Annotated in this window: 22 protein-coding genes; 18 read left to right on the top strand and 4 right to left on the bottom strand. The window is 39.5% G+C overall.

Annotation, left to right across the window (positions count from 1 at the left end):
• From dnaI to clpB, 8 genes are all read left to right on the top strand, one after another.
• Nucleotides 1-930 carry a primosomal protein DnaI gene (dnaI, locus tag NE257_RS04645; protein WP_251885902.1) on the top strand — a complete coding sequence of 310 codons (930 nt, stop codon included), beginning with the start codon at nucleotides 1-3 and terminating at the stop codon, nucleotides 928-930.
• Nucleotides 931-965: 35 nt separating this feature from the next.
• Nucleotides 966-1,667 carry a tRNA (adenine(22)-N(1))-methyltransferase gene (locus tag NE257_RS04640; protein WP_251885901.1) on the top strand — a complete coding sequence of 234 codons (702 nt, stop codon included), beginning with the start codon at nucleotides 966-968 and terminating at the stop codon, nucleotides 1,665-1,667.
• Nucleotides 1,664-2,785: a Nif3-like dinuclear metal center hexameric protein gene (locus tag NE257_RS04635; protein WP_251885900.1), complete on the top strand. Its 1,122-nt coding sequence runs from the start codon at nucleotides 1,664-1,666 to the stop codon at nucleotides 2,783-2,785. The genes NE257_RS04640 and NE257_RS04635 overlap by 4 nt, the downstream gene beginning before the upstream one ends.
• Nucleotides 2,786-2,797: 12 nt before the next feature.
• Nucleotides 2,798-4,042 carry a peptidase T gene (gene pepT, locus NE257_RS04630; protein ID WP_251885899.1) on the top strand — a complete coding sequence of 415 codons (1,245 nt, stop codon included), beginning with the start codon at nucleotides 2,798-2,800 and terminating at the stop codon, nucleotides 4,040-4,042.
• A gap of 65 nt (nucleotides 4,043-4,107) precedes the next feature.
• Nucleotides 4,108-5,022 carry a diacylglycerol/lipid kinase family protein gene (locus NE257_RS04625; protein WP_251869093.1) on the top strand — a complete coding sequence of 305 codons (915 nt, stop codon included), beginning with the start codon at nucleotides 4,108-4,110 and terminating at the stop codon, nucleotides 5,020-5,022.
• Nucleotides 5,019-5,303, top strand: a complete 285-nt coding sequence (locus NE257_RS04620) for a DUF1294 domain-containing protein (RefSeq protein ID WP_007208236.1) — start codon at nucleotides 5,019-5,021, stop codon at nucleotides 5,301-5,303. Before NE257_RS04625 ends, NE257_RS04620 begins: the two co-directional genes overlap by 4 nt.
• A 12-nt stretch (nucleotides 5,304-5,315) precedes the next feature.
• On the top strand, nucleotides 5,316-6,353 hold the full coding sequence (locus tag NE257_RS04615) for a lysylphosphatidylglycerol synthase transmembrane domain-containing protein (protein ID WP_251869092.1): 1,038 nt from the start codon (nucleotides 5,316-5,318) through the stop codon (nucleotides 6,351-6,353).
• Between the two features lie 90 nt (nucleotides 6,354-6,443).
• Entirely contained in the window at nucleotides 6,444-9,050 is a 2,607-nt protein-coding gene (gene clpB / locus NE257_RS04610) for an ATP-dependent chaperone ClpB (protein ID WP_007208238.1), read from the top strand.
• A 125-nt stretch (nucleotides 9,051-9,175) separates the two neighbouring features.
• Here the strand turns inward: clpB and NE257_RS04605 are convergent, their stop codons facing one another.
• From NE257_RS04605 to NE257_RS04595, 3 genes are read right to left on the bottom strand one after another with little or no spacing between them, the layout of a single operon-like run.
• Complete coding sequence (locus NE257_RS04605) at nucleotides 9,176-9,865, bottom strand: DUF2238 domain-containing protein (RefSeq protein WP_251885898.1); 690 nt, start codon at nucleotides 9,863-9,865, stop codon at nucleotides 9,176-9,178.
• The gene (locus NE257_RS04600) at nucleotides 9,866-10,354 is read right to left on the bottom strand and encodes a nucleoside 2-deoxyribosyltransferase (protein WP_251885897.1); all 489 of its coding nucleotides are present in this window, start codon (nucleotides 10,352-10,354) and stop codon (nucleotides 9,866-9,868) included.
• A 15-nt stretch (nucleotides 10,355-10,369) separates the two neighbouring features.
• Nucleotides 10,370-11,590 (bottom strand): GNAT family N-acetyltransferase, encoded by a 1,221-nt coding sequence (locus NE257_RS04595; protein WP_251869088.1) that lies wholly within the window; start codon nucleotides 11,588-11,590, stop codon nucleotides 10,370-10,372.
• Nucleotides 11,591-11,736: 146 nt separating this feature from the next.
• Between NE257_RS04595 and lepA the strand changes: the two genes are divergently transcribed.
• The 7 genes from lepA to NE257_RS04560 all read left to right on the top strand — a co-directional run bounded on the left by lepA (nucleotide 11,737) and on the right by NE257_RS04560 (nucleotide 20,600).
• Nucleotides 11,737-13,575 (top strand): translation elongation factor 4, encoded by a 1,839-nt coding sequence (gene lepA / locus NE257_RS04590; RefSeq protein ID WP_251885896.1) that lies wholly within the window; start codon nucleotides 11,737-11,739, stop codon nucleotides 13,573-13,575.
• Nucleotides 13,576-13,771: 196 nt separating this feature from the next.
• Nucleotides 13,772-14,698, top strand: coding sequence for a helix-turn-helix domain-containing protein (locus NE257_RS04585; RefSeq protein WP_251885895.1), 927 nt, complete (start codon nucleotides 13,772-13,774; stop codon nucleotides 14,696-14,698).
• Nucleotides 14,699-14,790: 92 nt separating this feature from the next.
• Nucleotides 14,791-18,018 (top strand): fibrinogen-binding MSCRAMM adhesin Fss3, encoded by a 3,228-nt coding sequence (gene fss3, locus NE257_RS04580; protein WP_251885894.1) that lies wholly within the window; start codon nucleotides 14,791-14,793, stop codon nucleotides 18,016-18,018.
• A gap of 111 nt (nucleotides 18,019-18,129) precedes the next feature.
• On the top strand, nucleotides 18,130-18,444 hold the full coding sequence (locus NE257_RS04575; protein WP_251886445.1) for a YdcP family protein: 315 nt from the start codon (nucleotides 18,130-18,132) through the stop codon (nucleotides 18,442-18,444).
• A gap of 11 nt (nucleotides 18,445-18,455) precedes the next feature.
• Nucleotides 18,456-18,830, top strand: coding sequence for a YdcP family protein (locus tag NE257_RS04570; protein ID WP_081118558.1), 375 nt, complete (start codon nucleotides 18,456-18,458; stop codon nucleotides 18,828-18,830).
• Nucleotides 18,831-19,184 (top strand): damage-inducible protein J, encoded by a 354-nt coding sequence (locus tag NE257_RS04565; RefSeq protein ID WP_081118557.1) that lies wholly within the window; start codon nucleotides 18,831-18,833, stop codon nucleotides 19,182-19,184.
• 69 nt (nucleotides 19,185-19,253) lie between these two features.
• Nucleotides 19,254-20,600 (top strand): FtsK/SpoIIIE domain-containing protein, encoded by a 1,347-nt coding sequence (locus tag NE257_RS04560; protein ID WP_251886444.1) that lies wholly within the window; start codon nucleotides 19,254-19,256, stop codon nucleotides 20,598-20,600.
• Between the two features lie 72 nt (nucleotides 20,601-20,672).
• On the opposite strand, the gene NE257_RS04555 is transcribed toward NE257_RS04560, so the two are convergent.
• The gene (locus NE257_RS04555; RefSeq protein WP_251885893.1) at nucleotides 20,673-21,851 is read right to left on the bottom strand and encodes an IS256-like element ISEfm2 family transposase; all 1,179 of its coding nucleotides are present in this window, start codon (nucleotides 21,849-21,851) and stop codon (nucleotides 20,673-20,675) included.
• 210 nt (nucleotides 21,852-22,061) lie between these two features.
• On the opposite strand from NE257_RS04555, the gene NE257_RS04550 reads away from it, so the two are divergent.
• From NE257_RS04550 to NE257_RS04540, 3 genes are all read left to right on the top strand, one after another.
• A complete protein-coding gene (locus NE257_RS04550; RefSeq protein WP_081118555.1) occupies nucleotides 22,062-22,832 on the top strand; it encodes a spr1630 family ClpXP-sensitive toxin in 771 nt (256 codons plus the stop codon).
• Between the two features lie 22 nt (nucleotides 22,833-22,854).
• Entirely contained in the window at nucleotides 22,855-24,045 is a 1,191-nt protein-coding gene (locus NE257_RS04545) for a spr1629 family repressor/antitoxin (protein ID WP_251885892.1), read from the top strand.
• 74 nt (nucleotides 24,046-24,119) lie between these two features.
• Nucleotides 24,120-24,284, top strand: a complete 165-nt coding sequence (locus tag NE257_RS04540) for a hypothetical protein (protein WP_010754272.1) — start codon at nucleotides 24,120-24,122, stop codon at nucleotides 24,282-24,284.
• The last annotated feature ends 39 nt before the right edge of the window (nucleotides 24,285-24,323 follow it).

The following is a 24,323-nucleotide window of genomic DNA, read 5'->3' as shown; positions in this document are numbered from 1 at the left end:
ATGGAGGATGTAGGAAAAAATTTAGACCAACTGATGAACAAAAAAAATTATCGTATGCGCTACGAGGAAATGAAACAAGAAATTTTACAAAATGAAGAAGTCAAACAATTTCTAGTTGAGCACCAGTCTGCTATTACCCAACAAGACATCGAGAAGAGTTTTGCAAAACTGTATGAGTTTGTACAAGAGAAGCGAAAATTTATTCAAAATGATCCAGCTATGATTGCACCTGGCTATGAGCCTACGCTGACACTGAATTATCATTTTATCGATGTCACCTATGTCCCGACAAAAGCATTGCTAGAGAAGGAACACCGGCAAGAAGTAGCGAGTCGCATTCAAACGATTAGTATGCCAAAAGACATCCAAAATGCATCCTTAAAAGAGTATGAACGCACATCGGGTCGAGGAGATGCATGGATCAGTGCATTTGAATTTGTCGATGCCTATACAGCTGCACCCAAGGATTTTCATAAAGGATTATACTTTGTGGGGAGTTTTGGTGTGGGTAAGACGTATTTACTTGGCGCGATCGCACGTGACTTGGCTGAAGCTGGCTACATGACGACTCTCCTTCACTTTCCGACGTTTGCCGTTGAAATGAAACAAGCAATTGGTAAAGAAACTGTCGGCCCCGAGCTGACTAGAGTGAAGCAAGCACCAATCTTAATGATTGATGATATTGGGGCAGATTCTTTGAGTAGTTGGATTAGGGATGAAGTGTTAGGCGTCATTTTGCAGTACCGAATGCAAGAGCATTTGCCGACTTTTTTCTCTTCTAATTTTTCAATGGATGAATTAGAAGAGCACCTAAGCGTTACCCAAAGAGGAGAAATAGAGCCATTAAAGGCAAAACGAATTATGGAACGAATCCGTTATTTATCACAGGAAGTGAGTATGTCTGGTCGAAACAGACGAGAACGTCCTTAAAAAATGACTATGAGATAAGAAAGGAATGAAAGAAAGTGAATGAGCATTTCCTTTCAAAAAGACTAGCTTGCGTGGGTAGCTATGTCCCTAATCAGGCTCGAATTGCCGATATTGGATCAGATCATGCCTATCTTCCAGTGTATCTGATGTTAAATGAGAAAATATCCTATGCGATTGCCGGAGAGGTAGCCCCTGGACCGTATCAATCTGCAAAAAATCAAGTACAACGCCAAGGGCTTGCTAATCGGATCGATGTCCGCCTAGCGAATGGCTTACAAGCAATTACGCCAGAAGATGGGATTCAAGTAATCACTATCGCCGGAATGGGTGGCTCGTTAATCGCATCCATCTTAGAAGAAGGGCGAGCAACTGGCAAACTAGTTGGTGTTAGTCGACTTGTACTGCAACCCAATATCGGCGAAGAGGGGTTACGCAGCTGGTTAATGGCGCACCATTATCAGCTTATTGCCGAAGAAATAATTGAAGAACAAGGGAAAATCTATGAAGTAATGGTCGCTGAGCCTACAGCATCTCCAGTCCATTACACCAAAAAAGAACGCTTATTCGGGCCATTTTTGATGCAACAGCCTACACCGGTATTTTTAAAGAAATGGCAACACGAACAAACACAAAAAGAGCGTGTATTGGCGAACTTGCAACAGGCGCAAACCGTACCTACTGAAAAGCTTGCTCAAATTCAAGAAGAGCTGGCACTAATTAAGGAGTTGTTTGTATGAGTATCGATGGGCAAACATTTATTCAGAAGTTTGAAACGTACTGTCCACTTTGGCTGGCGGAAGAAGGTGATCCAGTTGGCTTACATATTGGTACGTTAGCCAAGCCGATTCAGCGCATTATGATGACATTGGATGTACGACCAGAAGTCGTTGAAGAAGCCATTAAGAAGGGTGTCGATTTGATTGTTGCCAAGCATCCGCCTATTTTTAGACCGATTCAACGACTTGTACCGAGCGATTTGCAGACCAAGATGTATATGGACTTAGTGAAACACGATATTGCGGTCTATGCTGCCCACACTAATATGGATATTATTTGGGACGGCTTAAATGATTGGTTTTGTGAGCAGCTCGATATTGAGGTTCAAGATTATTTAAAAGAGACGCACCGAGTACAATGGAAAAAATTAGTAGTCTATGTCCCGACAGATGCTGCTGCGGATGTGCGAAAAGCCTTGGCAAAAGCTGGTGCAGGGCAGCAAGGAAATTATCAAGCGACGAGTTTTTCTTCAGTGGGTGTCGGACGCTTTACACCACTTGATGGCGCGAATCCTGTGATTGGTGAACGAAACCAAGCACAAGAAGTCAAAGAAGAGCGCGTGGAAGTCTTATATTTAGAGACGCTAGAAGCAGACATTCTTTTGGCAATGAAAGAAGCCCACCCATATGAAAAAGTGGCATATGATATTCTTTCTTTAGGAAATCCACCTAAGACTTATGGTATCGGGCGAGTAGGTCAGCTGAAAAAACCAATGAAGACAGAAGAGTTTGTCCAAAAGGTCAAGCAAACGTTTCAATTAGATGGCTTACGGCTAATCCAACCAACCCCTGCGAAAGAAGTCATTCAGATAGTGGCAATCTGTGGAGGAACAGGTGGCAATCTTTATACCGATGCTTTACGGAAACATGCGGATGTCTACATTACGGGTGATGTCTATTATCATACAGCCCACGATATGCAAACCAATGGCTTAACAGTGATCGATCCAGGTCATTATATAGAAGTCCTTTGTATCTCAAAATTTGTAGAAAAAATGCTACAATGGAAAAAAGAATTAGATTGGGACGTGGATATTATTCCATCAGAAGTCAATACCAATCCATTTGAATTTAGATAGGAGTTTATTGAAATGTCAAAATATGAAAATTTAGTCCCACGTTTCTTACGCTATGTCAAAACAGAAACACGCTCAAATCCAGAAAGTCAAACCACTCCTTCAACAGAAACGCAAATCGCTTTTGCTCACGAACTAGCAAAAGAACTGACAGCAATCGGCATGAGCGATGTACAATATTACGCTAAGAATGGCTTTGTGCTTGCTACTTTACCAGCTAATACGACTAAAAATGTCCGCTCAATCGGCTTCATCTCACATATGGATACGGCTGACTTCTCTGCGGACAATGTCCAACCGCAAATTGTCGAAAACTATGACGGTGAATCAACAATCACTCTAGATGCAGAAGGAAAATATACTTTAAATACAACAGACTTTCCATTCTTAAAAAATTATCAAGGCCAAACCCTCATCACAACGGATGGCTCAACTTTACTAGGGTCTGATGACAAATCAGGAATCGCTGAAATTATGAGTGCCATGGAATTTTTATTGGCACATCCTGAGATTGAGCACGGTGAAGTGAGAGTTGCCTTTGGTCCAGATGAAGAAATTGGAGTTGGCGCAGATAAATTTGATGTCAATGATTTTAACGTTGATTTTGCTTATACAATGGATGGCGGACCAGTTGGTGAATTGCAATATGAAACTTTCAATGCTGCACAAGCTACTATCCAATTTCTAGGTAAGAATGTCCATCCAGGGAGCGCAAAAAATACGATGATCAATGCGTTGCAACTGGCAATTGACTTTCATAATCAACTACCGGGCGAAGAAGTTCCTGAGAAAACAGACGGCACACAAGGTTTTTATCACTTGATGGGCTTTTCAGGTACACCGGAAGAAGCTAGTATGAGTTACATCATCCGTGACCATGACCGCGAATCCTTTGAAAACCGCAAAAAAAATCTTTTAGCGATTCAAGAAAAAATGAATGCGGCATTTAATCAAGAGCGTGTGGTCATTGATATGTACGACCAATACTACAATATGAAAGAAGTCATCGAAAAGGACCTTTCAATTATTGAGTTAGCCAAAGGTGCTATGGAACAACTAGCAATCGAGCCGATTATTGAGCCTGTCCGTGGAGGAACAGATGGCTCAAAAATTTCATTTATGGGTATTCCAACACCAAATATTTTTGCTGGTGGTGAAAATATGCATGGTCGTTATGAATTTGTTGCAGTTGAAAGCATGGAAAAAGCGACTGATGTCATTGTGAAAATTATTGAGCTAAACGCAAACGAAACAAAATAAGCAAAAGGAAGGACGGACGGGTATGTGACAATGCTACTCGTCTGTTTTTTTAGGAGAGGACACAGATGGAACGAGTCTTACTACTTTATAATGAGTCTTCAGGGAAAAATGCAGGCAAAAAAATTGCGTTGCAGCTAAAATCGTTTATTGCCACAAAAAAAGAGAACTGGTTGGTAGAGCTACAACAATCAAATACCGACATTTCTGCAGCTACCATTCGTCAAAAGGCAGAAGACTTTCAAGCAAGTCGCTTAGTCTTTATCGGTGGGGATGGGACCATCCATCATTTAGTAAAGACCTTTAAAGATCAATTGGATCAATATACTATCGGTATCATTCCAGGAGGAACCGTGAATAACTTTGCTCGGTCTTTGGAAATTCCATTGATCAATGAAGAATCCTTTGCGCTAATTACCGATGGGCAACCTAAAGAAGTAGACTATTCCTTAATCAATCAAGAAGACGTCATCATCTCCACCTTGACGATCGGTATTCTAGCGGACACAGCTGCTCGGGTCAGCCAGAAAGAAAAACAAACTTTCGGACCATTTGCCTTTATGAAGCGATTTTTAAAATTGTGGATCAAAAAGAAACGCTACCATCTAACCATTCAAACAGATGATAAAGTATGGCAAGGCAAAGTAGCATTGTTGACTATCACGATGACCAATTCAGCAGGTGGCTATGTTCACTTTGATGAAAATGCAACGCCTGATGATGGTCAAATGCACGTCACGATTTTAGAAACGCTATCACTTTGGAAAACATTTCGATTATTGCCTTATATCATTTTAGGGCATGTCGATAAAATCCGTGATATCGTCTATTTTTCAAGTCAAAAACTCACCATTCGTGCCAAAGAGCATAAAGTACAAACACGAACAGACGGTGACCCGACTGCCTATCTACCAGTCGAATTAGAAGTTGTACCAAAAGGGATGACCGTCCTAGTACCAAAAAAGGAGGAGCAGATTGAGTGAAGTATCTATGGAATGAATTTGTTCGTAATCCTATTTGGTTTTATTTACTCATTGTCAACCTCTACACTTTTGGATTAATGGGGTATGACAAGCGACAAGCAATTCGACACAAGTGGCGTGTTCCAGAAGCAAATCTTCTATTTATAAGTGGCATCGGTGGTGGTGCGGGAGGTTTGCTAGCTAGCCGTCTATTTCATCATAAGACGAGAAAGCAAAAATTTCTTATTGCATTTGTGATTGGGATTGTGGTGGATTGCTTGTTGATTCTTTTTTATCATTAAGAGGAGGACCATATGAATCAAAAAGCAACCTATCGTATTATTGGCAATTGTCTCATACTGGCACTCTTAATTGGGGTTGCTTATTATTTATTAAGCCATTCGCTAAAAGATATTCTCAGTCAAATGCTTGCTACGAGCCCCTTATTATTAGCCGCTACATTTATATGTGGAAGTAGCTATCAAGTGCTTGAAGGTAAATTGATTCGCACACTCATTGCGCCGATTCAGCCAAACTTTTCTTTTCGTGATGGGTTTTGGTTGAGTGGGTATACTGCTTTTTTCCGCTTAGTCACATTTGGGGTTGGGACGTTGCTTTCGGAGGTTTCGTTTTACCATCAGCGTGATATTAGTTATTCAGAAAGTATGGGTATTGCAAGTTTACGAATTATTTTGTATAAGCTAACCGCCTTTTTCTACGCCTTCAGCTGCTTGCTCTTTCAAGCAACCTATTTATGGCAGGAACAGCAATCCTTGTTTTGGCTCATTGTCAGTGGATGTACGGCTACGTTGGCGATTGTAGTAACGCTGCTTTGTTTTGTGATGAATCATCGATTACAAGAATGGCTACTAAACGTTGCCAAACGGCATATCCGACGTGAAAAATGGCGTGACCAGCTTGATTCATTTTCTGAGTCAATCGATGCCTTACGTCTGACGATGAGTCGAGTTCTATCGAGTCCTTTGCTGGCAGTACAATTGTTAGGAATTAGTTTGTTAAAATTTTTGTGTTGGTATTCACTGCCATACATTCTTTTTAATGGGTTTGGCGTAGACATTACCTGGTTTCAGTCATTTTCTCTTATTAGTTTCTCAACTGTTTTAGCAGGTGTGCTACCAGCACCAGCTGGCGTTGGCTCATTTGAATTTGTTTTTTCGTATCTCTTTCAACCAGTTGCTGGGACCGTCGTAGCTGTATCAACGCTGTTATTGTATCGTTTGGCGACATATCTGCTCCCATTTTTATTAGGATTTTTTTATGTATTAGTCGAAAAAAGACGTCAAATCCAACAGGAAATTCATCTATTGAAAAGTGAGGAAAAAGATTCATAATCGTTGAGGCGTTTCTTTTGACCTTTACTGACTAAATAGATATAATAGGGTTTGTAAGAAAATATTCTTACCTGATGGGAGGAATAGCAAATGGAAATGGAAAAAATGACGACCACGATGCAAAGTTCTCTGGCCGAAGCACAACAAGTGGCGATAACTCGCCATCATCAAGAGATTGATATTGTTCATCTTTGGAAGATTTTTTTGCAACCGAACCATTTTGCACGTAATCTTTACAAAGATGCCGGCCTTGATGTGGATGCATTTGAACAAGAAGTGGATCGTTTATTAGACGAATTACCAGTTGTCGAAGGTAGTCAAGTAAATTATGGTCAAACAATGAGCCAAAATCTTTTTCACTTATTGACTGAAGCAGATAAATTAAGAGTAGAATTTCAAGATGACTATTTAGCAACTGAAATGGTTGTCCTGGCGCTTATGAAACTAAAAAATCATGTACTCACACGATATCTAACAAACCAACAGTTGACTGAAAAGCAATTAAAAACAACGATTGAAGAAATGCGAGGTGGGGATCGAGTGACTTCACAAAATCAAGAAGAAACATACAAAGCACTGGAAAAGTATGGTGTAGACTTAATCCAACAAGTAAAAAATGGCAAAATGGACCCAATTATCGGACGAGATGAAGAAATTCGTGATGTTGTGCGTATTTTGTCTCGGAAAACCAAAAATAATCCCGTATTAATTGGAGAACCTGGTGTCGGTAAAACGGCTATTGTCGAAGGATTAGCACAACGAATTGTTCGCAAAGATGTCCCAGAAAATTTAAAAGATAAAACCATCTTTTCATTGGATATGGGGGCATTAATCGCTGGAGCCAAGTTCCGAGGCGAATTTGAGGAACGGTTAAAAGCCGTTTTACAAGAAGTTAAAAAGTCAGATGGCCATATTATTTTATTCATCGATGAAATTCATAATATTGTCGGTGCAGGTAAAACAGAAGGTAGTATGGACGCAGGCAATCTGCTTAAACCTATGCTTGCACGTGGTGAGCTGCACACAATTGGTGCGACAACACTAGATGAATACCGTCAATACATGGAAAAAGATAAAGCCTTAGAGCGTCGTTTCCAAAAGGTACTAGTCAAAGAACCGACAGTCGAAGATACAATCTCTATTTTAAGGGGCTTAAAAGAACGTTTTGAAATTCACCATGGCGTGAATATTCATGACAATGCACTAGTCGCAGCGGCTACACTGTCTGACCGCTATATCACTGATCGCTTCTTGCCGGATAAAGCGATTGACTTAGTAGATGAAGCTTGTGCAACTATCCGTGTCGAAATGAATTCAATGCCGACTGAGCTTGACCAAGTAACGAGACGGCTTATGCAATTAGAAATCGAAGAAGCGGCATTGAAAAAAGAAAATGACGATGCCTCGAAAAAACGCCTAGCAAACTTGCAAGAAGAATTAGCAGATTTGCGTGAAGAGGCCAATGCGATGAAGATGCAATGGGAGACAGAAAAAGAAGAAGTCAACGCGGTTTCGACTAAGCGAGCTGAAATCGATCAAGCCAAGCATGAACTAGAAGATGCTGAAAACAATTATGACTTAGAGCGAGCTGCTGTGTTGCGTCATGGCACGATTCCACAATTAACGAAGGAATTACAAGAATTAGAAGAAAAAAACAGTACTGAATTAGGCCGGATGGTACAAGAATCGGTGACAGAAAATGAAATTGCCACGGTTGTTGGACGTCTGACAGGCATTCCTGTTACGAAGTTGGTCGAAGGTGAACGTGAAAAACTCATGAAGCTCAATGAAACCTTACATCAACGAGTGATTGGCCAAGATGAAGCTGTAGATGCTGTTAGTGATGCGGTTCTCCGCTCAAGAGCTGGACTGCAAGATCCACATCGACCATTAGGATCATTTCTATTTTTAGGTCCGACAGGTGTGGGGAAGACCGAATTAGCGAAAGCACTCGCTGAAAATCTCTTTGATTCTGAAGATCATATGGTTCGGATTGATATGAGTGAATATATGGAAAAACATTCTGTTTCACGATTAGTCGGAGCGCCTCCTGGCTATGTCGGCTATGAAGAAGGTGGACAATTGACAGAAGCTGTCCGTAGAAATCCTTATACCATTGTCTTATTAGATGAAATTGAAAAAGCTCATCCGGATGTCTTTAATATTTTGTTGCAAGTATTGGATGATGGACGTCTGACAGATTCGAAAGGTCGCGTCGTTGATTTTAAAAATACAGTGATGATTATGACGAGTAACATCGGATCAAACTTGTTGCTAGAAGGGGTTACCCAAGATGGCACGATTCCTGAAGCGGTCAAAGAACAAGTATTAGGATTGTTAAGAGGAAGCTTTAAGCCAGAATTTTTAAATCGGATTGATGACACCATTTTATTTACCCCACTAAGTCTAGATAATGTCAAAGGTATCGTTGATAAGATTGTTGCACAAGTTGCACGGCGCTTAGACGCACAAGAAATCTATCTTGAACTATCAGACGAAGCAAAAGATTGGATTGCTGAAAATGGGTATGAGCCTGCATATGGTGCACGACCATTGAAACGATTTGTGACCCGAGAAGTCGAAACACCATTAGCCAAAGAAATTATCTCAGGTAGGGTGATGCCTAAGACTCGAGTTATTATTTCTTTGCTAGACGATCACTTAGTTTTTCAAAATGAACCAATCATAGAAGAGTAAATGGACAATTTAGAACACCTTTTAAGAACATGAGGCAGCATTGTTCATCAAAAAGACCAGCAAACCCAGAAGTTTAAAAAATAACTTTTGGATTTGCTGGTCTTTTTTTAATGTCACAGTTCATTCTACAGAGCGAGATAATCATCATTTTCGGGTTTACCATGTTTGCTTTTAATGATGCGATAGATGATAAAATAATCACCCGAACCATGAGCTTGAATGTAAGAATAGATTGCAATCAGTATGGCACCAATGGTATTGACAGCTAAGTCACCCAATGTATCCATTAGTGCTGCTCGGCCGACATAGGGGACACCAGCAAGTGTTTGATACCGTTGGAGATTCAAATTGGCGAAAGTATCGCAAGTGAATTCCCAAAACTCCCAAAATACACCACAAATACCTGCAAAGCCAAAACCAGATAAAAGAAAAACCCAGACTGGAATGTTCTTCGTAGGAACTTGTTGTAAGCCATTGGTAATGATGCCATAGCCAATCATAGAAAGCAACATCGGGCTCGTGCCATGAAGAATTTTATCCCAAAATGGAATCAAATCCATCAGATGCAGACAACTGCCTAAAAAGACAGACATAAAGAGAAAGAACCAATAAAAATAGATCGTTGCTTTCGGAAAGTAGAGATGGAGTACCTTACGAATCATATCAGGTGCAAAAATCAACGCAATACCAGCCAAACATTCAATGACAACAACCATTCCAGAAGCCGGGCTAAGAAACCACTCGCGAATGGTCGCAAGTAGGGTGAGAAATGAAAATGCAAGCAAACTCCACCGTACTTTATGATAAGTAGACAATTACACGTCACGCTCCTTTAAATACTGGTCTAAGCCAAGAAGTAGCTCACTTGTCGAAGCGTAGATTGCACCATTTAGTTTAATCAAGCCTATCGTATATAGATTCGCGTAATGGAATTGATTTTCACCAATCGTTTGCAAAGCCGTCAGTTTTTGTTGATTCATCGCACCTTGTTGCCGGCTATCGGTGTAAAGCGCAACGACAGGAATCCCTGACGCATAGGCGATACCAATCTCAGACGCAACACCTGGATCAATCGTCAACCCATCCAATAAAGCAATCATCAGCTGGCTTTTTTGCACTTCAGCTGTATCTGCTAAGGCAATCATCTTGCTGTCAGCGTACGCTTGCTTGTCGTTAATTGCCGCATTTTCTTGTGGCAAATAGATTGTATGCTCTGGATATTTCTCGCGAATGGCTTTTGCTAACTGTGCATTAAAAAGAACATCACTTTCTGAAAATAAAGGGGCAGCAAAATAAAGATGCATTCCGATTTCCTCCTTTTAGAAATAATCACTAAAGTACGCTTCCATGTCTGGGATGATTCGTTCCAATGTCCGTAAAGTCTCTTTATCTGTCGTTAAACGCTCAATGCGTGAAAGATAAGAAGCACGGCGGTAATTCATGAGTAAGCAAGTCAGGGTCTGAATGTCAATCGAAACGGCATGACCAATTGGTTCACTCGAGATCCGGGTTGACTGCGTGTCTTCGTCATAGCTTAAACTAAAAACACCATTGTTCCACTCGGCAATCGGGTCATGAATCTGAAAATGAAACGGGCGGCTGAAGGACTTGAAAGGGAAACTCTTTAAAAATTCTTCTACATCAACAATACGGGCCATATAGTACGGCTCAATTTCTTCTTTGATCTGACTATCTTCCAGTAAAAAGGCAAGAGGTTCATTTTTATAAATGTCACCCTTTACCCAGTACACCATCGAAAAATGTGCAGACACAAAGTTCCATAAGCCATTACGCGCCTCTTGGTTGAGGTAAAACATTTCTTTAATGTGAAAGACTTCTTCGGCTACCCAATAAAACAAAACGCCTGTCGGTTGACCATGTTCATCGTAGTAAATAGCCGCCGTTCGCTGATCTTCATTCTCGTAGCGCCAATATTCTTCCCAGTGAAACGAGATGCGCTGCAGTGCTCCGTGGTTTTCTTTGGCAAAGAGGTCATAGACTCTGTAGACATCTTCATGGTCGACATCGCGTCGTTCGACCATCCCCGGCACAGCAATCGTTTTAGGCAATTGTGTGTCACGAATTTTAAAGGAAATTTTGTCGGACATAATTTCCCAGCCTTTGCGACGATAGTATGGAATATTGTAAGGATAGAGATAAGATATCCATTGCTTGTCCTTACGCATGTGCTCCAACGCTAAGCGAATTAAGCCTTGCATTAAGCCATGACCGGCATACTCAGGATAGGTGCCTACACCAGTCACGCCGCCCATTTTGTAGATTGTTCCGTGAATATTGACCTCGCAAGGATAGATTGCAATTTGTGAAACGAGCTGCTCTTTATTAAACCAACCAAACACTTTGGATAATTCTAAAATTGGTTTTTTGGATTTAATCATTTCACGCTTGCTCTCAAATCCACTTTCTTCAATATCTGATTCAGTGATTTGGAAGACGTAGCTCAACAATTCATTAAATTGATCGACATCTTTTTCTTCCACTGGCCGAATTTCTAACTGGTGACTTGAATCAAATTCCATCGTTCCAACTCCAATACTTCAATTTATAGACAAAGTATAACAGACATCTTGCGGATTGTTTAGCTAGTTGAATAGAAAAGACTTTGAATCTCTTGCTTGCGTTGGTATAATAAGAAAAGCTGATTAAAAGAAATGAAGGAGTACCTATGCATACAGTTGAAGAAATGAAAAAGCGTCAAAAGATGATTCGAAACTTTTCAATCATCGCTCATATCGATCATGGCAAGTCGACCTTAGCCGATCGTATTCTTGAAAAAACCAATACCGTATCCTCCCGTGAAATGCAAGCTCAATTACTTGATTCCATGGATTTAGAAAGAGAGCGCGGAATTACCATTAAATTAAATGCTGTCGAATTGAACTACACTGCTCAAGATGGCAATACGTATATCTTCCATTTAATTGACACTCCTGGACACGTCGACTTTACGTATGAAGTATCGCGAAGTCTTGCTGCCTGTGAAGGAGCTGTACTGGTCGTCGATGCCGCGCAAGGGATTGAAGCGCAGACCCTAGCGAATGTGTACTTAGCACTGGACAATGACTTAGAAATCTTACCAGTCATCAATAAAATTGACTTACCAGCCGCCGATCCTGAGCGCGTACGCAAAGAAATTGAGGATGTAATTGGGATTGATGCAAGCGAAGCCGTCCTAGCGAGTGCCAAAGCAGGGATCGGAATTGAAGAAATTTTAGAGCAAATCGTAGCTTATGTACCTGAACCAACAGGTGAGCTTGAAGCACCTTTGAAAGCACTGATCTTTGATTCTGTATATGATGCCTATCGTGGAGTTGTCTTAAATATACGGGTTATGGATGGTGTCGTAAAGCCTGGGGACCGTATTCAATTAATGAGCAACGGCAAAACATTTGAAGTAACGGAAGTCGGGGTCTTTTCTCCAAAGAGTATCAAGCGTGATTACTTGATGGTGGGTGATGTAGGCTACATCACTGCAGCAATCAAGACGGTCCAAGATACTCGTGTCGGGGATACGGTTACTTTAGCAGACAATCCAGCGACCGAAGCACTGGAAGGATACCGTCATATGAATCCCATGGTTTATTGTGGCCTGTATCCAATCGACACATCACGATACAATGATCTACGTGAAGCATTAGAAAAACTACAATTAAATGATGCAGCTTTACAGTTTGAACCAGAAACCTCTCAAGCATTAGGCTTTGGTTTCCGCTGTGGCTTCTTAGGATTGTTGCATATGGACGTGGTGCAAGAACGATTAGAACGTGAATTTAATTTAGATTTAATTACAACGGCGCCATCAGTTATCTATCACGTGAATAAGACAGATGGTACCCAGCTGACTGTAGATAATCCAGCTGATTTTCCAGATCAAGTCTCTATTTTAAATGTAGAAGAACCTTATGTAAAAGCGACAATCATGGTTCCTAATGATTACGTAGGTGCCGTAATGGAGCTATCCCAACGCAAACGCGGCGACTTTGTAACCATGGATTATCTCGATGATTATCGCGTAAATGTGGTCTATGAAATTCCCTTGTCAGAGATTATTTTTGACTTCTTTGACAAATTAAAATCAAGTACAAAAGGATACGCCTCACTAGATTATGAAATGTCTGGCTACCGTCAAAGCAAACTCGTGAAAATGGATATTCTTTTGAATGCTGAAAAAGTCGATGCTTTAGGCTTCATTGTCCATAAAGAATTTGCCTTTGAACGTGGCAAAGCTATCGTTGAAAAGCTAAAAAAATTGATCCCACGCCAGCAATTTGAAGTGCCTATCCAAGCTGCAATTGGCCAAAAAATTGTCGCTCGTTCAGATATCAAAGCCTTGCGGAAAAATGTCCTAGCCAAATGCTACGGTGGCGATGTTTCCCGTAAACGAAAACTATTAGAGAAACAAAAAGAAGGAAAAAAACGCATGAAACAAATTGGTTCGGTCGAAGTACCTCAAGAAGCCTTCATGGCTGTTTTGAAAATGGATGACCAGGATAACGCGAAATAGCTTGTTATCAACTGAAAACACTGTTAAATCAGTCTTTTCGAGTGGCGGAAAATCCGTGATTTACCCGTTTAAAAAAGTTTAAACTGTCATACGGTTGTCACAGACCAATAAAAAAGGACAAAAAAGGAATATTTCCCTTGAGGATTTTTACTTGTCAGCGTATGATGAAAGCATCTCATAAGGAGGTGCTTTTTTCATGCAAACAAATAAAGATGAGTTAATCAAAATGGGAAATCATTTAAAAGAAGTTAGAGTATCTAAACAATTAACCCAAGAAGAACTAGCAAAAATATCAAATATCTCACAAGCTACAATTGTAAAATATGAAAATGGCTTACGTAGCATATCGAAAAAGAGTGACAAAATTTTAAGTGAAGTTCTTGGTGTGGATTCCTTTATCAAACATTTAGACGAAAAAAATTGGCAAATCCTGAAAGATTTAGAAAAATATCAAAGCATCAATAATTTTTCTCGAGAGGAATTGTCTAAACAACTAGATATTGAAATTTCTCTTCTTAATAAGTTTTTGAATAAAAGTCGCCCATTATCCAAAAATGCAGTTCAAAAGATCACTCAGCTGTTAACTAACGACGGAAAAGAAATTTTGATGGATATCAAACAAGATGATGGTTCTTTTAAATTACCCGTTGTTGATAGGGACGCAATGGGCAACCGAATGCAAGAGATTCGGAAAAATAGAGGTGAGACATTAGAAAAATTTGGGAAGAAATTCACTCGACCTGCTGGAAAGAATGTTGTAACTAGGTGGGAAAAGGGGATAAACATCCCTGATATTGAAAGAATAATGAATGTTGCTTACTTAGGTAAAGTGACAGTTCCTTATATCTTGTATGGAGATACTTTCGGCAAGATGTTGAAGAAAGGAAATAAGATTAACCAATTTGAAAAGTTGGATCCATTCCGAATGGGATTAAGATTTCGGAAAATTCGAAGGGATTATCGTTTAGAAAGAGAAGACTTTGGAAAGTTTTTTTCACCACCTATCACGAAATGGTCGATGGATAGATACGAGAATGGAAAAGATATTCCGAACACAGATCGCATTATTCAATATGCTTATATCGGAAAAGTCTCTTTGGAATTTTTGATATATGGCATCTGATGATTATTGAAAAGAATAGTTTTTAAACACTTGAGGCATTCAAACGTGGATGTCTCTTTTTTATTATCCAAAAATGAAAGGAGATTTATTTTATGAAAAAGCCAAGATTTAAGAATTGGCGCTTGTTTGCGGCATTAGCTCTATTAGGTCAAACAATTGGTGGCTCTCTTAGCCCAACGATTGCCTTTGCCGAGGAAATTATCCATCCGCAAACGGTAACGGTGGAACTGGATTTGGCGCACCAATATGCGGTCGAAGGTACTTTTAGTGACGGCCGGCCCATGTCAGAAGTCACCGTCCCGCACTATGCTGTCTATAATGGTGTAAAACAAGACATTTTCTGTATTGAACCAGGAGTGCCGATTTACAATGAATTCACGCCAGGTTATGAGAAGAATCCACTGCCATCTATGCCGGAAAAAGCAAAACTAGTTTCTGTTTTATGGAAGAATGCCGGCACGGATGTGGATACCCATATTGTGGCCCAAAAGATGATCTGGCAAGAAGTCAATGGCTACACGCTTCACTCCATTAAACGTTCCGATGGCAGTGCAGTAAATATTACCGCCATTGAAGCAAAAATCAATCAGGCCATCACGGATTATCAGAAGGAACCAAGCTTTCACAATTCCACAGTGAAAACCGTGTTAGGCCAATCGACAACTGTGACCAATACAAATGGTCTGAATTTATCGGAATTTGATGAGGTTGTCGACAATACCGCCAATATTGATTATCGCGTGAATGGCAACCAATTGGTGATTACACCTAATGCCAACTCAAAAGAGAGCGGTGTGTTAACCCTAAAGAAATCCGCCGGCACCGGAACACCTGTGGCATACAAAAAAGCCGGCCAACAAACTTTGATGGCGGGGGCAATTGATAAACCGAATAGCTACACGGTTAAAATTGATGTAGAAACGGAGGGTTCTTTAAAAATCAAGAAAGTTGATAAAGAATCAGGTGGTGTTGTACCAGGAACGGTTTTCCATTTGGATTTCGGAAAAATGTTACCTACAAAAGATGTCACTACGGATAAAGAGGGAGTGGCGACATTGGATGGAATTCCCCATGGCACGAAAGTAACGATTACTGAAAAATCGGTGCCGGCGCCTTATACGATTGATACCACACCACTGACCGCAACCATTAAAGCCGGAGAGACCATTTCTGTAACTTCAAAAAACACTCGAGAAAAAGGCCAAATCATTTTGGATAAAACTGGAGTTGAGTCAGGGACGGATCTTTGGAATGAGAATTATTCCTTAGCTGGCAATACGTTTGCCATTCGCAAAGACAGTCCAACTGGTGAAATCGTCCAAGAAATCACGACTGACGAAAAAGGTCATGGGGAAACACCAAAAGAAATCGCCAATGCGTTGGAATTAGGCACCTATTACGTGACAGAAACCAAAGCGAGTAATGGCTTCGTGAATACTTTCAAACCAGTAAAAGTTGAATTGAACTATGCCAACCAAACCGTGGCGTTGGTTACTAGCAATGTAAAAGGTCAGAACCAAGAAATCACTGGCGAAACCACTTTGACAAAAGAAGACAAAGATACGGGTGATCAGACACAAGGAAAAGCCGAATTTACGGAAGCCGAGTACACCTTGTTTACCGCTAAGGATGGAAAAGCTGTTAAATGGAGTGAGGCTTTTAAACCAGAATTGGTAAAAGGCACCAAAGCTTCTGATGAAACGGTCACCTTGACTTTGGATGAGAAGAATCAAGTAGCCGTGAAGCATCTAGCCATTAATGAATACTATTGGCAAGAAACCAAAGCGACAGAAGGCTATACCTTGGATGAAACAAAATATCCGGTGTCTATCAAAAAAGTGGATGATAGCGCAGAGAATGCGGTAATTACCCGAGATATGACTGCCAAAGAACAAGTAATCCGTTTCGGCTTTGATTTCTTCAAGTTTGCCGGATCAGCTACCGGAACTACCGAAACGGGCTTTAATGACTTAACCTTTAAGGTAACACCATTGGAAGGAACCGCGGAAATTACGGGTGCTAAAGATGAAGCCACCACAGCTTATAATGAACAACTAGGTTTTGATGGTTATGGCAAATTTGAAAATCTGCCTTATGGGGATTATTTATTGGAGGAAGTAGAAGCACCAGAAGGATTCCAAAAGATTACGCCACTAGAAATTCGTTCTACTTTTAAAGAAAACAAAGAAGATTACACCAAAAGCGAGTATGTCTTTACCATAACCGAAAAAGGGCAAAAACAGCCAATTAAAACAGTGAAAGTTCCTTATGAGAAGCTAACAAATACGAATTTCTCTGTCAGTCTGAACCGTTTGATGCTTTATGATTTGCCTGAGGAAGAGGACAGTTTAACTTCTCTTGCGACTTGGAAAGACGGAAACAAAGAACTAACCAGCTTGGAATCTACAGAATTAGTCGACAAATTGAGTTACAACTTGCATGAAATCAAAGACGATTGGTATGTTGTGGCCCAAGCAATCGATGTGGAAGCCACAAAAGCTGCCCAAGAAAAAGACGAGAAGGCAAAACCAGTCGTGATTGCAGAAACAACCGCAATATTGGCGAATAAAGAGAAAACAGGAACCTGGGAAATTCTGCATAAATTGACGACTGAACAAGTCTTGGATAAAACGATTGTCTTATTCAACTATGTGTATGAAAACAAGGCAGCCTATGAAGCAGGCGATGAACCAGTCGCAAAAGATGCCAGCTTGAACAATCAAGCCCAAACTGTCAAAAGTGAGATTGACCGGCATGTTTCGATCCAAACCAAAGCCCACCTAGAAGATGGTTCGCAGACTTTCACTCATGGGGATGTGGTGGATATGTTCGATGATGTGTCTATTACCCATGATGTACAGGATGGTTCAAAGGAAGCTTTTGAAACCATCCTGTATGCTTTATTACCAGATGGTACGAACAAAGAAATTTGGAAATCTGGTAAAATTGAGTATGAAGTCAATGACAAAGAATTTACCAAAACCGTACTTGCAGAAAAAGTCGACACCAGCAACTATCCAGAAGAAACCAAGTTTACCTTTGCGGAAAGCAATTATGACAAAGATGGAAACATCAATGGAAAACACAATGAGGATTTGAAAGAAAAATCCCAAACTTTAACACCGAAAGAAGTTCCGACAACACCTAGTACGCCAGAACAACCGGAGACACCAACTGTTTCAAGTGACACTCCAGAATCCAGTCCTACAGTGAAGACATTCCCTCAAACTGGAGAGAAAAATTCCAATGTTCTCCTGTTCATTGGCTTCACCTTGATCTTTGCGACGGCTGGGTATTACTTCTGGAATCGTCGAAACTAAGGTGATGAGATGAAACAAGTAAATCCTAAGAACCAACGTGCGCGACCGCCTCCTAAAAAAGTGGTCGCGCTATTTTTGTATCTAAAACTAAAACGAAAAGAGGAAAAGAATATGGAATTGAAATTTGTTGTACCAGATATGGCCGAAACATTTGGAAAGATAAGTTATGCCGGTGAAGGAGAAATCCTCACAGAAGGATACGGTCGAAATACCACCGTAATTGGTCGGAGTTACCATTTATATTCTAGTAAACAACGAGCTGATGATATCGAAGTGGTGGTGGCAGCGGAAGCCGGTGAAAAGGATTTTGATCAAGACCAACCGCTAAAAGCCGTGAATCCCCAATTGGTTGCCAAAGGCTATGAAATCGAGAACCGTGGTTTTACGGATTACGTGTTGTATGTCGATGATTTAGTGAAAGCATAGGAGGAAAAAGGATGAGATTAACAGAAGGTATTGTCGTAGATTCAGGATTAACATTTGGTAAGTTGCGATTTTCCGCATTACGCCGGGAAGTACGGAAACAAAATGAGGATGGAACCGTTAGTAACGAGGTGAAAGAACGTACCTATAATTTAAAATCCTCGGCACAAGGTCGAATGATTCAAGTCAGTATTCCATCGAATGTTCCTTTACGCGAGTTTACCTATGACGCAGAAGTTGAATTGGTCAATCCAATTGTGGATACGGTGGCCAATTATGTTTTCCGAGAAGGAACCACGGTCAACTGGTTTATCAAGGCGGATGACTTGGTGCTAAAACGCCCGCAAAATCAAGGGAATCCTACTAACCAAAATGAAGGGAAGAAATAGGTGAAGATTATGGAAATAAATGTTGAGCATATTTTAGATTGTCTCGATCAATATGGTAAAGGAGAGTTGACCGAAGAACAACTCACGAAAGCTTTGACATACGATGAAAAACTGTTCCTGATTATGCATCAAGGTTCACTGGGAGTAGATACCGATAGCGAAGAAGACTTTGATGTGCTGGATTGGCTAGGAGAAGAAGAGTCATTCTTTATGGTTGTGGAAGTAAATGAATGTTTGTGTCGGGAAGCTGAATCCGCCTTGGAAGACCTTGGCGTTGAGATGCCGGATGCCATTGAAGGCTTTTTAAAGCAACTAGTAGAAACCAAGCAACTTCCTATTGTGGGAAAAGATTAGGGATGATCAATGAAATTGGCCCAATAAATTACATTGGGCTTCTCTCGATTGGAGGTGGAAAACATCAGACTGTACAAAGGGCATCGTATACGAGCAGGCAATCAACACTTGGTTTATCACTTTGTTCTTGGCTGGCTCATTACCTTATTCATCGGATGGATGGGCGCCTTTTATTTTCAAGAGCTTGGGCAGCTGGATTTTTCTAGTCTATCCCTTGCCACAATTGAAATCACTTGGTCTATGAAAGATTTAGTCCGCGTGCTTGGAAGTTTTGCGCTATCGGGAAGTATGTTCTTGCTTTATATTCAATTTTTCCACAATCATTGGCGGAGTTTGTGGCACCGTCAGAAGCTAGCTCGAATGATTCTAGAAAACCATTGGTATGAAGTGAAACAAACTAAAAGTGAAGGCTTTTTCAAAGATCTTGACAGGAATCGAACCCAAGAGACTGTCAGTTATTTCCCAAAAATTTATTACCGTATGAAGGACGGTTTGCTTTCGATTCGCGTCCAAATTTCACTGGGAAAATATCAGGATCAGCTCTTGAAGTTGGAAAAGAAATTGGAAAGTGGGTTGTATTGCGAGCTGGTGGAAAAGGAACTCAAAGATTCTTATGTGGAATATACACTACTTTACGATATGATTGCCAATCGGATTGGGATTGAGGAGGTGGTGGCAGAAAACGGTGCTTTGCGATTGATGAAAAATCAAGTGTGGGCCTATGATTCCTTGCCGCATATGTTAATCGCTGGCGGTACCGGTGGAGGCAAGACCTATTTCCTCCTCACCATTATCCAAGCACTATTGAAGTCAGACGCAGAATTGTTTGTCCTTGATCCAAAGAATGCGGACCTGGCAGATTTAAGTACGGTGATGCCCCAGGTATATACACAAAAGGAAGAAATTTCTGCGTGTGTGGAGGATTTCTATGAACGCATGATGGCTCGTAGTCGGTTGATGAAAGAAATGCCAGACTACAAAACAGGAGAGAATTATGCCTATCTTGGTCTTCCGCCAAACTTTTTGATTTTTGACGAATATGTCGCGTATATGGAAATGTTAACGACGAAGGAAAGTGCGGTAATTTTGAACAAGCTCAAACAAATTGTGATGTTAGGTCGTCAGTCTGGCTTCTTTTTGATTCTAGCTTGTCAAAGACCGGATGCGAAATATCTGGGAGATGGGATTCGCGATCAGTTTAATTTCCGGGTTGCTTTGGGGCGAATGAGTGAACTTGGGTATTCTATGATGTTTGGCGAGGTCGATAAAAACTTCTTTATGAAGCGAATTAAAGGTAGGGGTTATGTAGATACAGGTGGGAGTGTGATTAGTGAGTTTTACACGCCTTTAGTGCCAAAAGGATATGATTTTTTAAAGGAAATTTCTAATATTTATTGTGATAAAGGGGTATTGTGAAATAGTTCTTTGGAAAACGTGGGAGCGTCAATAATTTTGTGTAAATAACTCGTCCTTCTGCAAAATAATGGGTTACTCAGTAAACATTGAAGCTAATGTATCCGTCACTTGTTGGAAGCCTTTATGGCTTCTATTTAAGAATTTTTGATTGTATGTATCAAAGATGGATACTAGGAAACGCTCTAGTGATTCTTCATTTTGAAACTGCTCTTTTCTGCGGCTGTATTTCTTGATTTGTTTATTGAAAGATTCGATTAAATTAGTTGAGTAAATGCTTCGGCAGATACCAGGCGGAAACTCATAAAAAGTCAATAAATCTTGATTTTTTATCAGTGACTGCGTCACTTTAGGATAAGTTTTCTGCCACTTCTCAATCATACTCCCTAAAAAGGTATTTGCCTCTTCCTTTGAGCTAGCTTGATAAACAGCCTTAAAATCATCACAGATTTCTTTTCGATCTTTGACACGTACTTTATGAGCAATATTACGGGAAACGTGAACACAGCAATGTTGGTATTTAGCTTTAGGATAAATCTGGTGAATCGTATCTTTCATGCCTTTTAAGCCATCGGTAATAAACAGTAAGACATCATGAACCCCTCTGGAGTAAATGTCCTGTAACAACTCATTCCAAACGTAGGTCGATTCAGTCGGAGCAATCGCATAACTTAGTACTTCTTTAGTGCCGTCTTCTCGTATACCAATGGCAATATAGATTGCTTCTTTGGAGACGGTTTGCCGTTTTAAAGGAATATAAGTAGCATCCGTGAAAATAGCGACATACTTATCATTTAGAGTTCTAACTTTAAATGCATTTACTTCTTCAGTCAGCACTTTAGTCATGTTGGACATGGTTTGGGGCGCGTAGTGATGCCCATACATTTTCTCAATCAAGTCTGCGATTTCCGACATGGTAATACCTTTTCGGAAGAGGTGAATGACGGTCTCCTCTAAGGTATCATTCGTCCGTCTATAAGCAGGAACAGTCTGTTGCTTGAACTCGCCGTTGCGGTCGCGCGGAATCTGGAGATGAAGTTCCCCGTACTCGGTCTTGACCGTACGGTCATAGGAGCCGTTACGAGAATTACCCGTGTTAAAACCAATGCGATCGTACTTTTCGTAATCGAGGAAAGCCGTTAACTCCGTTTTGAGAAGCGTATTGACAGCTTTTTCCAAATGGACAAGGAATAATTCATTCAAATCGCCTTTGTTCGCTAGAGTCTTTAGAATTTCTGTAGTAAAATCGTTCATATGGAAGTCCTCTTTTCTGTGAATATGTTGTGGTAACTCTATTCTACAGAAGGGACTTCCTTTTTTCTATTTACACAAAATATTTTACACTCTCAAAACGTACGACAGATTTCTCTTGTTTTATACTTTAAAAAAAACAAGAAAAATACTTTCTTTTTTTAATAAATAAAGTATAATTAGTTTCAAATAGAAGGATATGAGGTGGAGTGTGTGAACAAGTTTTCTTTAGCAAATGAGTTGAGTCAATCAATCGTAGATGGTATTTTGAAGGGATACAAAGAGTATCTTGACGTAAGAAGACAAGCTCAAAAAGATTTAAAAGTCAGTGCTGCGTATGCCTGGGTTAAAGGGAATCATATAGATTCTAGTGTGGATGAAGCATGTTCGAATTACAATCAAGTTCAAAGTTCGATTGAGAAAGCAGGATATACTTGGGAATATCTTCAGTTCGTTCTGGAAGATACGCAAGAAAAGTATCTAGTAATTGTAAAAAATAGTCGAGGAATTACAAAGACTTTTAACGGAAAAGTGGATAGTAACAAAAAGGAAAATTATTTATATGAATATGCTGGCATCAACAACCCACTCATTGATAGCGAATCTTTACAGTCGGTAGTATCTGAGAAAGTAGTTCAATTGGAACTTTCTTTGCCTGAAATGGAAGCAATAAATAAAAATGTTGCCATGAAGGCCCCAGAAGGATACAATCGTTTTTATGTGGTAACATATGAATTTGATTCCCAATCCAAAATGATTAGCAAAATTGCTTTGACGCTACCAAATCAATATGAAATGAGTTTGGTTGAAGTTGCAGACTTAACACCGTTGATAGAAAAAAGTATCTATTCGATTAGTGATGAAGAGCTTGAGATTGTTAAGGGAGATAAAATTCCTGAAAGCATCTATGCGGATGAAAATCAGTCATTTGGTTATGGGGTTGCTGCAAAAGATCAAGACGATACAAAAAAAGAAGCAAATTAAATAGAGAGTTGGGATGATTTCTATGTTTTACGGAGAGAAGCTAAGTAATTTAAGAGAATTAAACGGTCTCTCCAGAAAAGAACTAGCGGATCAATTGAAAATAACTGAGCAGGCAGTATGGCAATACGAAAATGATTCCATACTGCCTCGTATTGAGATATTAAATCAATTGCGCAGTTTATTTTGTGTAGAGACGAAATATTTTTTCTCATCTAGCTATCTTACTAATAAGGTTAGTGAAGAAAAAATTGCATATAGAGCGGAAGATAGAGAATCTAGAAAAAAGACAAAACTTGAACTTACTTTTTTGAATTATATTGATTATTATATTAATTGTTTTGAGCAGAAACTGTTAATTCCAAAGGCACCTATAATAGATATTAGAGAAAAAAGTTTGAAATTTATCAAAGAAAGCCATTTAGAAAGAAAAGAGATAATTAAAAAAGTTGCGGAATTTGCTAGATCGGAACTATCTTTAAAAGACAATAAAAATCTAATGTATACTTTGGAAAATAGCGGGGTTTATATTGTAGAAAAGAATTTAGGATCCAAAATTGATGCTTATAGTACAGTTACAAATGATGGACGATTATATATAATTTTAGGCACTGTTAAGAAATCTGCAGTTAGAAGAAATTTTGATTTAGTTCATGAATTAGGACACCTTTTATTACATGCTGATATAGATATGGATATATTAACTCCTGCAGAATTAAAAATTATTGAAAAGGAAGCACATTTGTTTGCTTCTATATTTCTATTGCCAGAAGAAGAGTTTACAAATGATTTCTTAGAACTAAAAAGGAAATCGAATCCTGATTATTATATTGATTTAAAAAGAAAATATTTAGTTTCGATTTCGGCTTTGGAAATGAGAGCCTATGGTTTAGGATTGATGACTTATCAAGAAAATCGATATTTTTGGGGACAACTAACTAAAAAAGGATATAAGTTATTTGAGCCTTTAGACGATGAAATTCCTCCAGTAAGACCAGGTAAAATTCGCTCACTTCTTAAATTTGTACTTGAAAAAAATGTAATCAACTTACCCCTTTTATTGAATCAACTTAATATCTTACCTACTTTTCTTTCTAATTTATTTAGTTTAGAAGAACATTTTTTTGATCAGTATTTAGAAATGAAAAAGGATTACTTTAGTGATGCTAGAATTGTAGATATAGATGATTTTCGTAATAAAGCTTCTTTTAGTTGAAAAATTAATTCTATACTGCTTTAGAATGATTCAAGCTTTAAACCTGTTTTTTGCAAAATTGGAGGTTCAATTACATGACTGAGAAAGAACAAGTAACAAAAATTGTAAATAAATACAATAAGAGTATTGCGGATTTATCGGAAAATGCGACTGCAAAAGAATTTAAAACGGTGATTAAGTATGTTGCCGATCAAGCTAACGAAAAACAACGAAAATTAGTTGGACTGGATAAAAAATAGTAAGACAATTTAATAACGTGCGAGCCAAGAGCAAAAATG

This window comes from Enterococcus italicus (assembly GCF_023743875.1).
Lineage (GTDB): Bacteria > Bacillota > Bacilli > Lactobacillales > Enterococcaceae > Enterococcus_G > Enterococcus_G italicus.
This window is presented reverse-complemented; position numbering and strand designations above follow the sequence as displayed.

What these genes read in the sequence shown, in the direction of transcription:
- NE257_RS04545 (WP_251885892.1), top strand. Translation starts at nt 22,855, where the DNA reads ATGTTTTACGGAGAGAAGCTAAGTAATTTAAGAGAATTAAACGGTCTC.
- clpB (WP_007208238.1), top strand. Translation starts at nt 6,444, where the DNA reads ATGGAAATGGAAAAAATGACGACCACGATGCAAAGTTCTCTGGCCGAA.
- NE257_RS04595 (WP_251869088.1), bottom strand. Translation starts at nt 11,590, where the DNA reads ATGGAATTTGATTCAAGTCACCAGTTAGAAATTCGGCCAGTGGAAGAA.
- NE257_RS04625 (WP_251869093.1), top strand. Translation starts at nt 4,108, where the DNA reads ATGGAACGAGTCTTACTACTTTATAATGAGTCTTCAGGGAAAAATGCA.
- fss3 (WP_251885894.1), top strand. Translation starts at nt 14,791, where the DNA reads ATGAAAAAGCCAAGATTTAAGAATTGGCGCTTGTTTGCGGCATTAGCT.
- NE257_RS04575 (WP_251886445.1), top strand. Translation starts at nt 18,130, where the DNA reads ATGGAATTGAAATTTGTTGTACCAGATATGGCCGAAACATTTGGAAAG.
- NE257_RS04555 (WP_251885893.1), bottom strand. Translation starts at nt 21,851, where the DNA reads ATGAACGATTTTACTACAGAAATTCTAAAGACTCTAGCGAACAAAGGC.
- NE257_RS04615 (WP_251869092.1), top strand. Translation starts at nt 5,316, where the DNA reads ATGAATCAAAAAGCAACCTATCGTATTATTGGCAATTGTCTCATACTG.
- NE257_RS04600 (WP_251885897.1), bottom strand. Translation starts at nt 10,354, where the DNA reads ATGCATCTTTATTTTGCTGCCCCTTTATTTTCAGAAAGTGATGTTCTT.
- lepA (WP_251885896.1), top strand. Translation starts at nt 11,737, where the DNA reads ATGCATACAGTTGAAGAAATGAAAAAGCGTCAAAAGATGATTCGAAAC.
- NE257_RS04570 (WP_081118558.1), top strand. Translation starts at nt 18,456, where the DNA reads ATGAGATTAACAGAAGGTATTGTCGTAGATTCAGGATTAACATTTGGT.
- NE257_RS04585 (WP_251885895.1), top strand. Translation starts at nt 13,772, where the DNA reads ATGCAAACAAATAAAGATGAGTTAATCAAAATGGGAAATCATTTAAAA.
- dnaI (WP_251885902.1), top strand. Translation starts at nt 1, where the DNA reads ATGGAGGATGTAGGAAAAAATTTAGACCAACTGATGAACAAAAAAAAT.
- NE257_RS04635 (WP_251885900.1), top strand. Translation starts at nt 1,664, where the DNA reads ATGAGTATCGATGGGCAAACATTTATTCAGAAGTTTGAAACGTACTGT.
- pepT (WP_251885899.1), top strand. Translation starts at nt 2,798, where the DNA reads ATGTCAAAATATGAAAATTTAGTCCCACGTTTCTTACGCTATGTCAAA.
- NE257_RS04540 (WP_010754272.1), top strand. Translation starts at nt 24,120, where the DNA reads ATGACTGAGAAAGAACAAGTAACAAAAATTGTAAATAAATACAATAAG.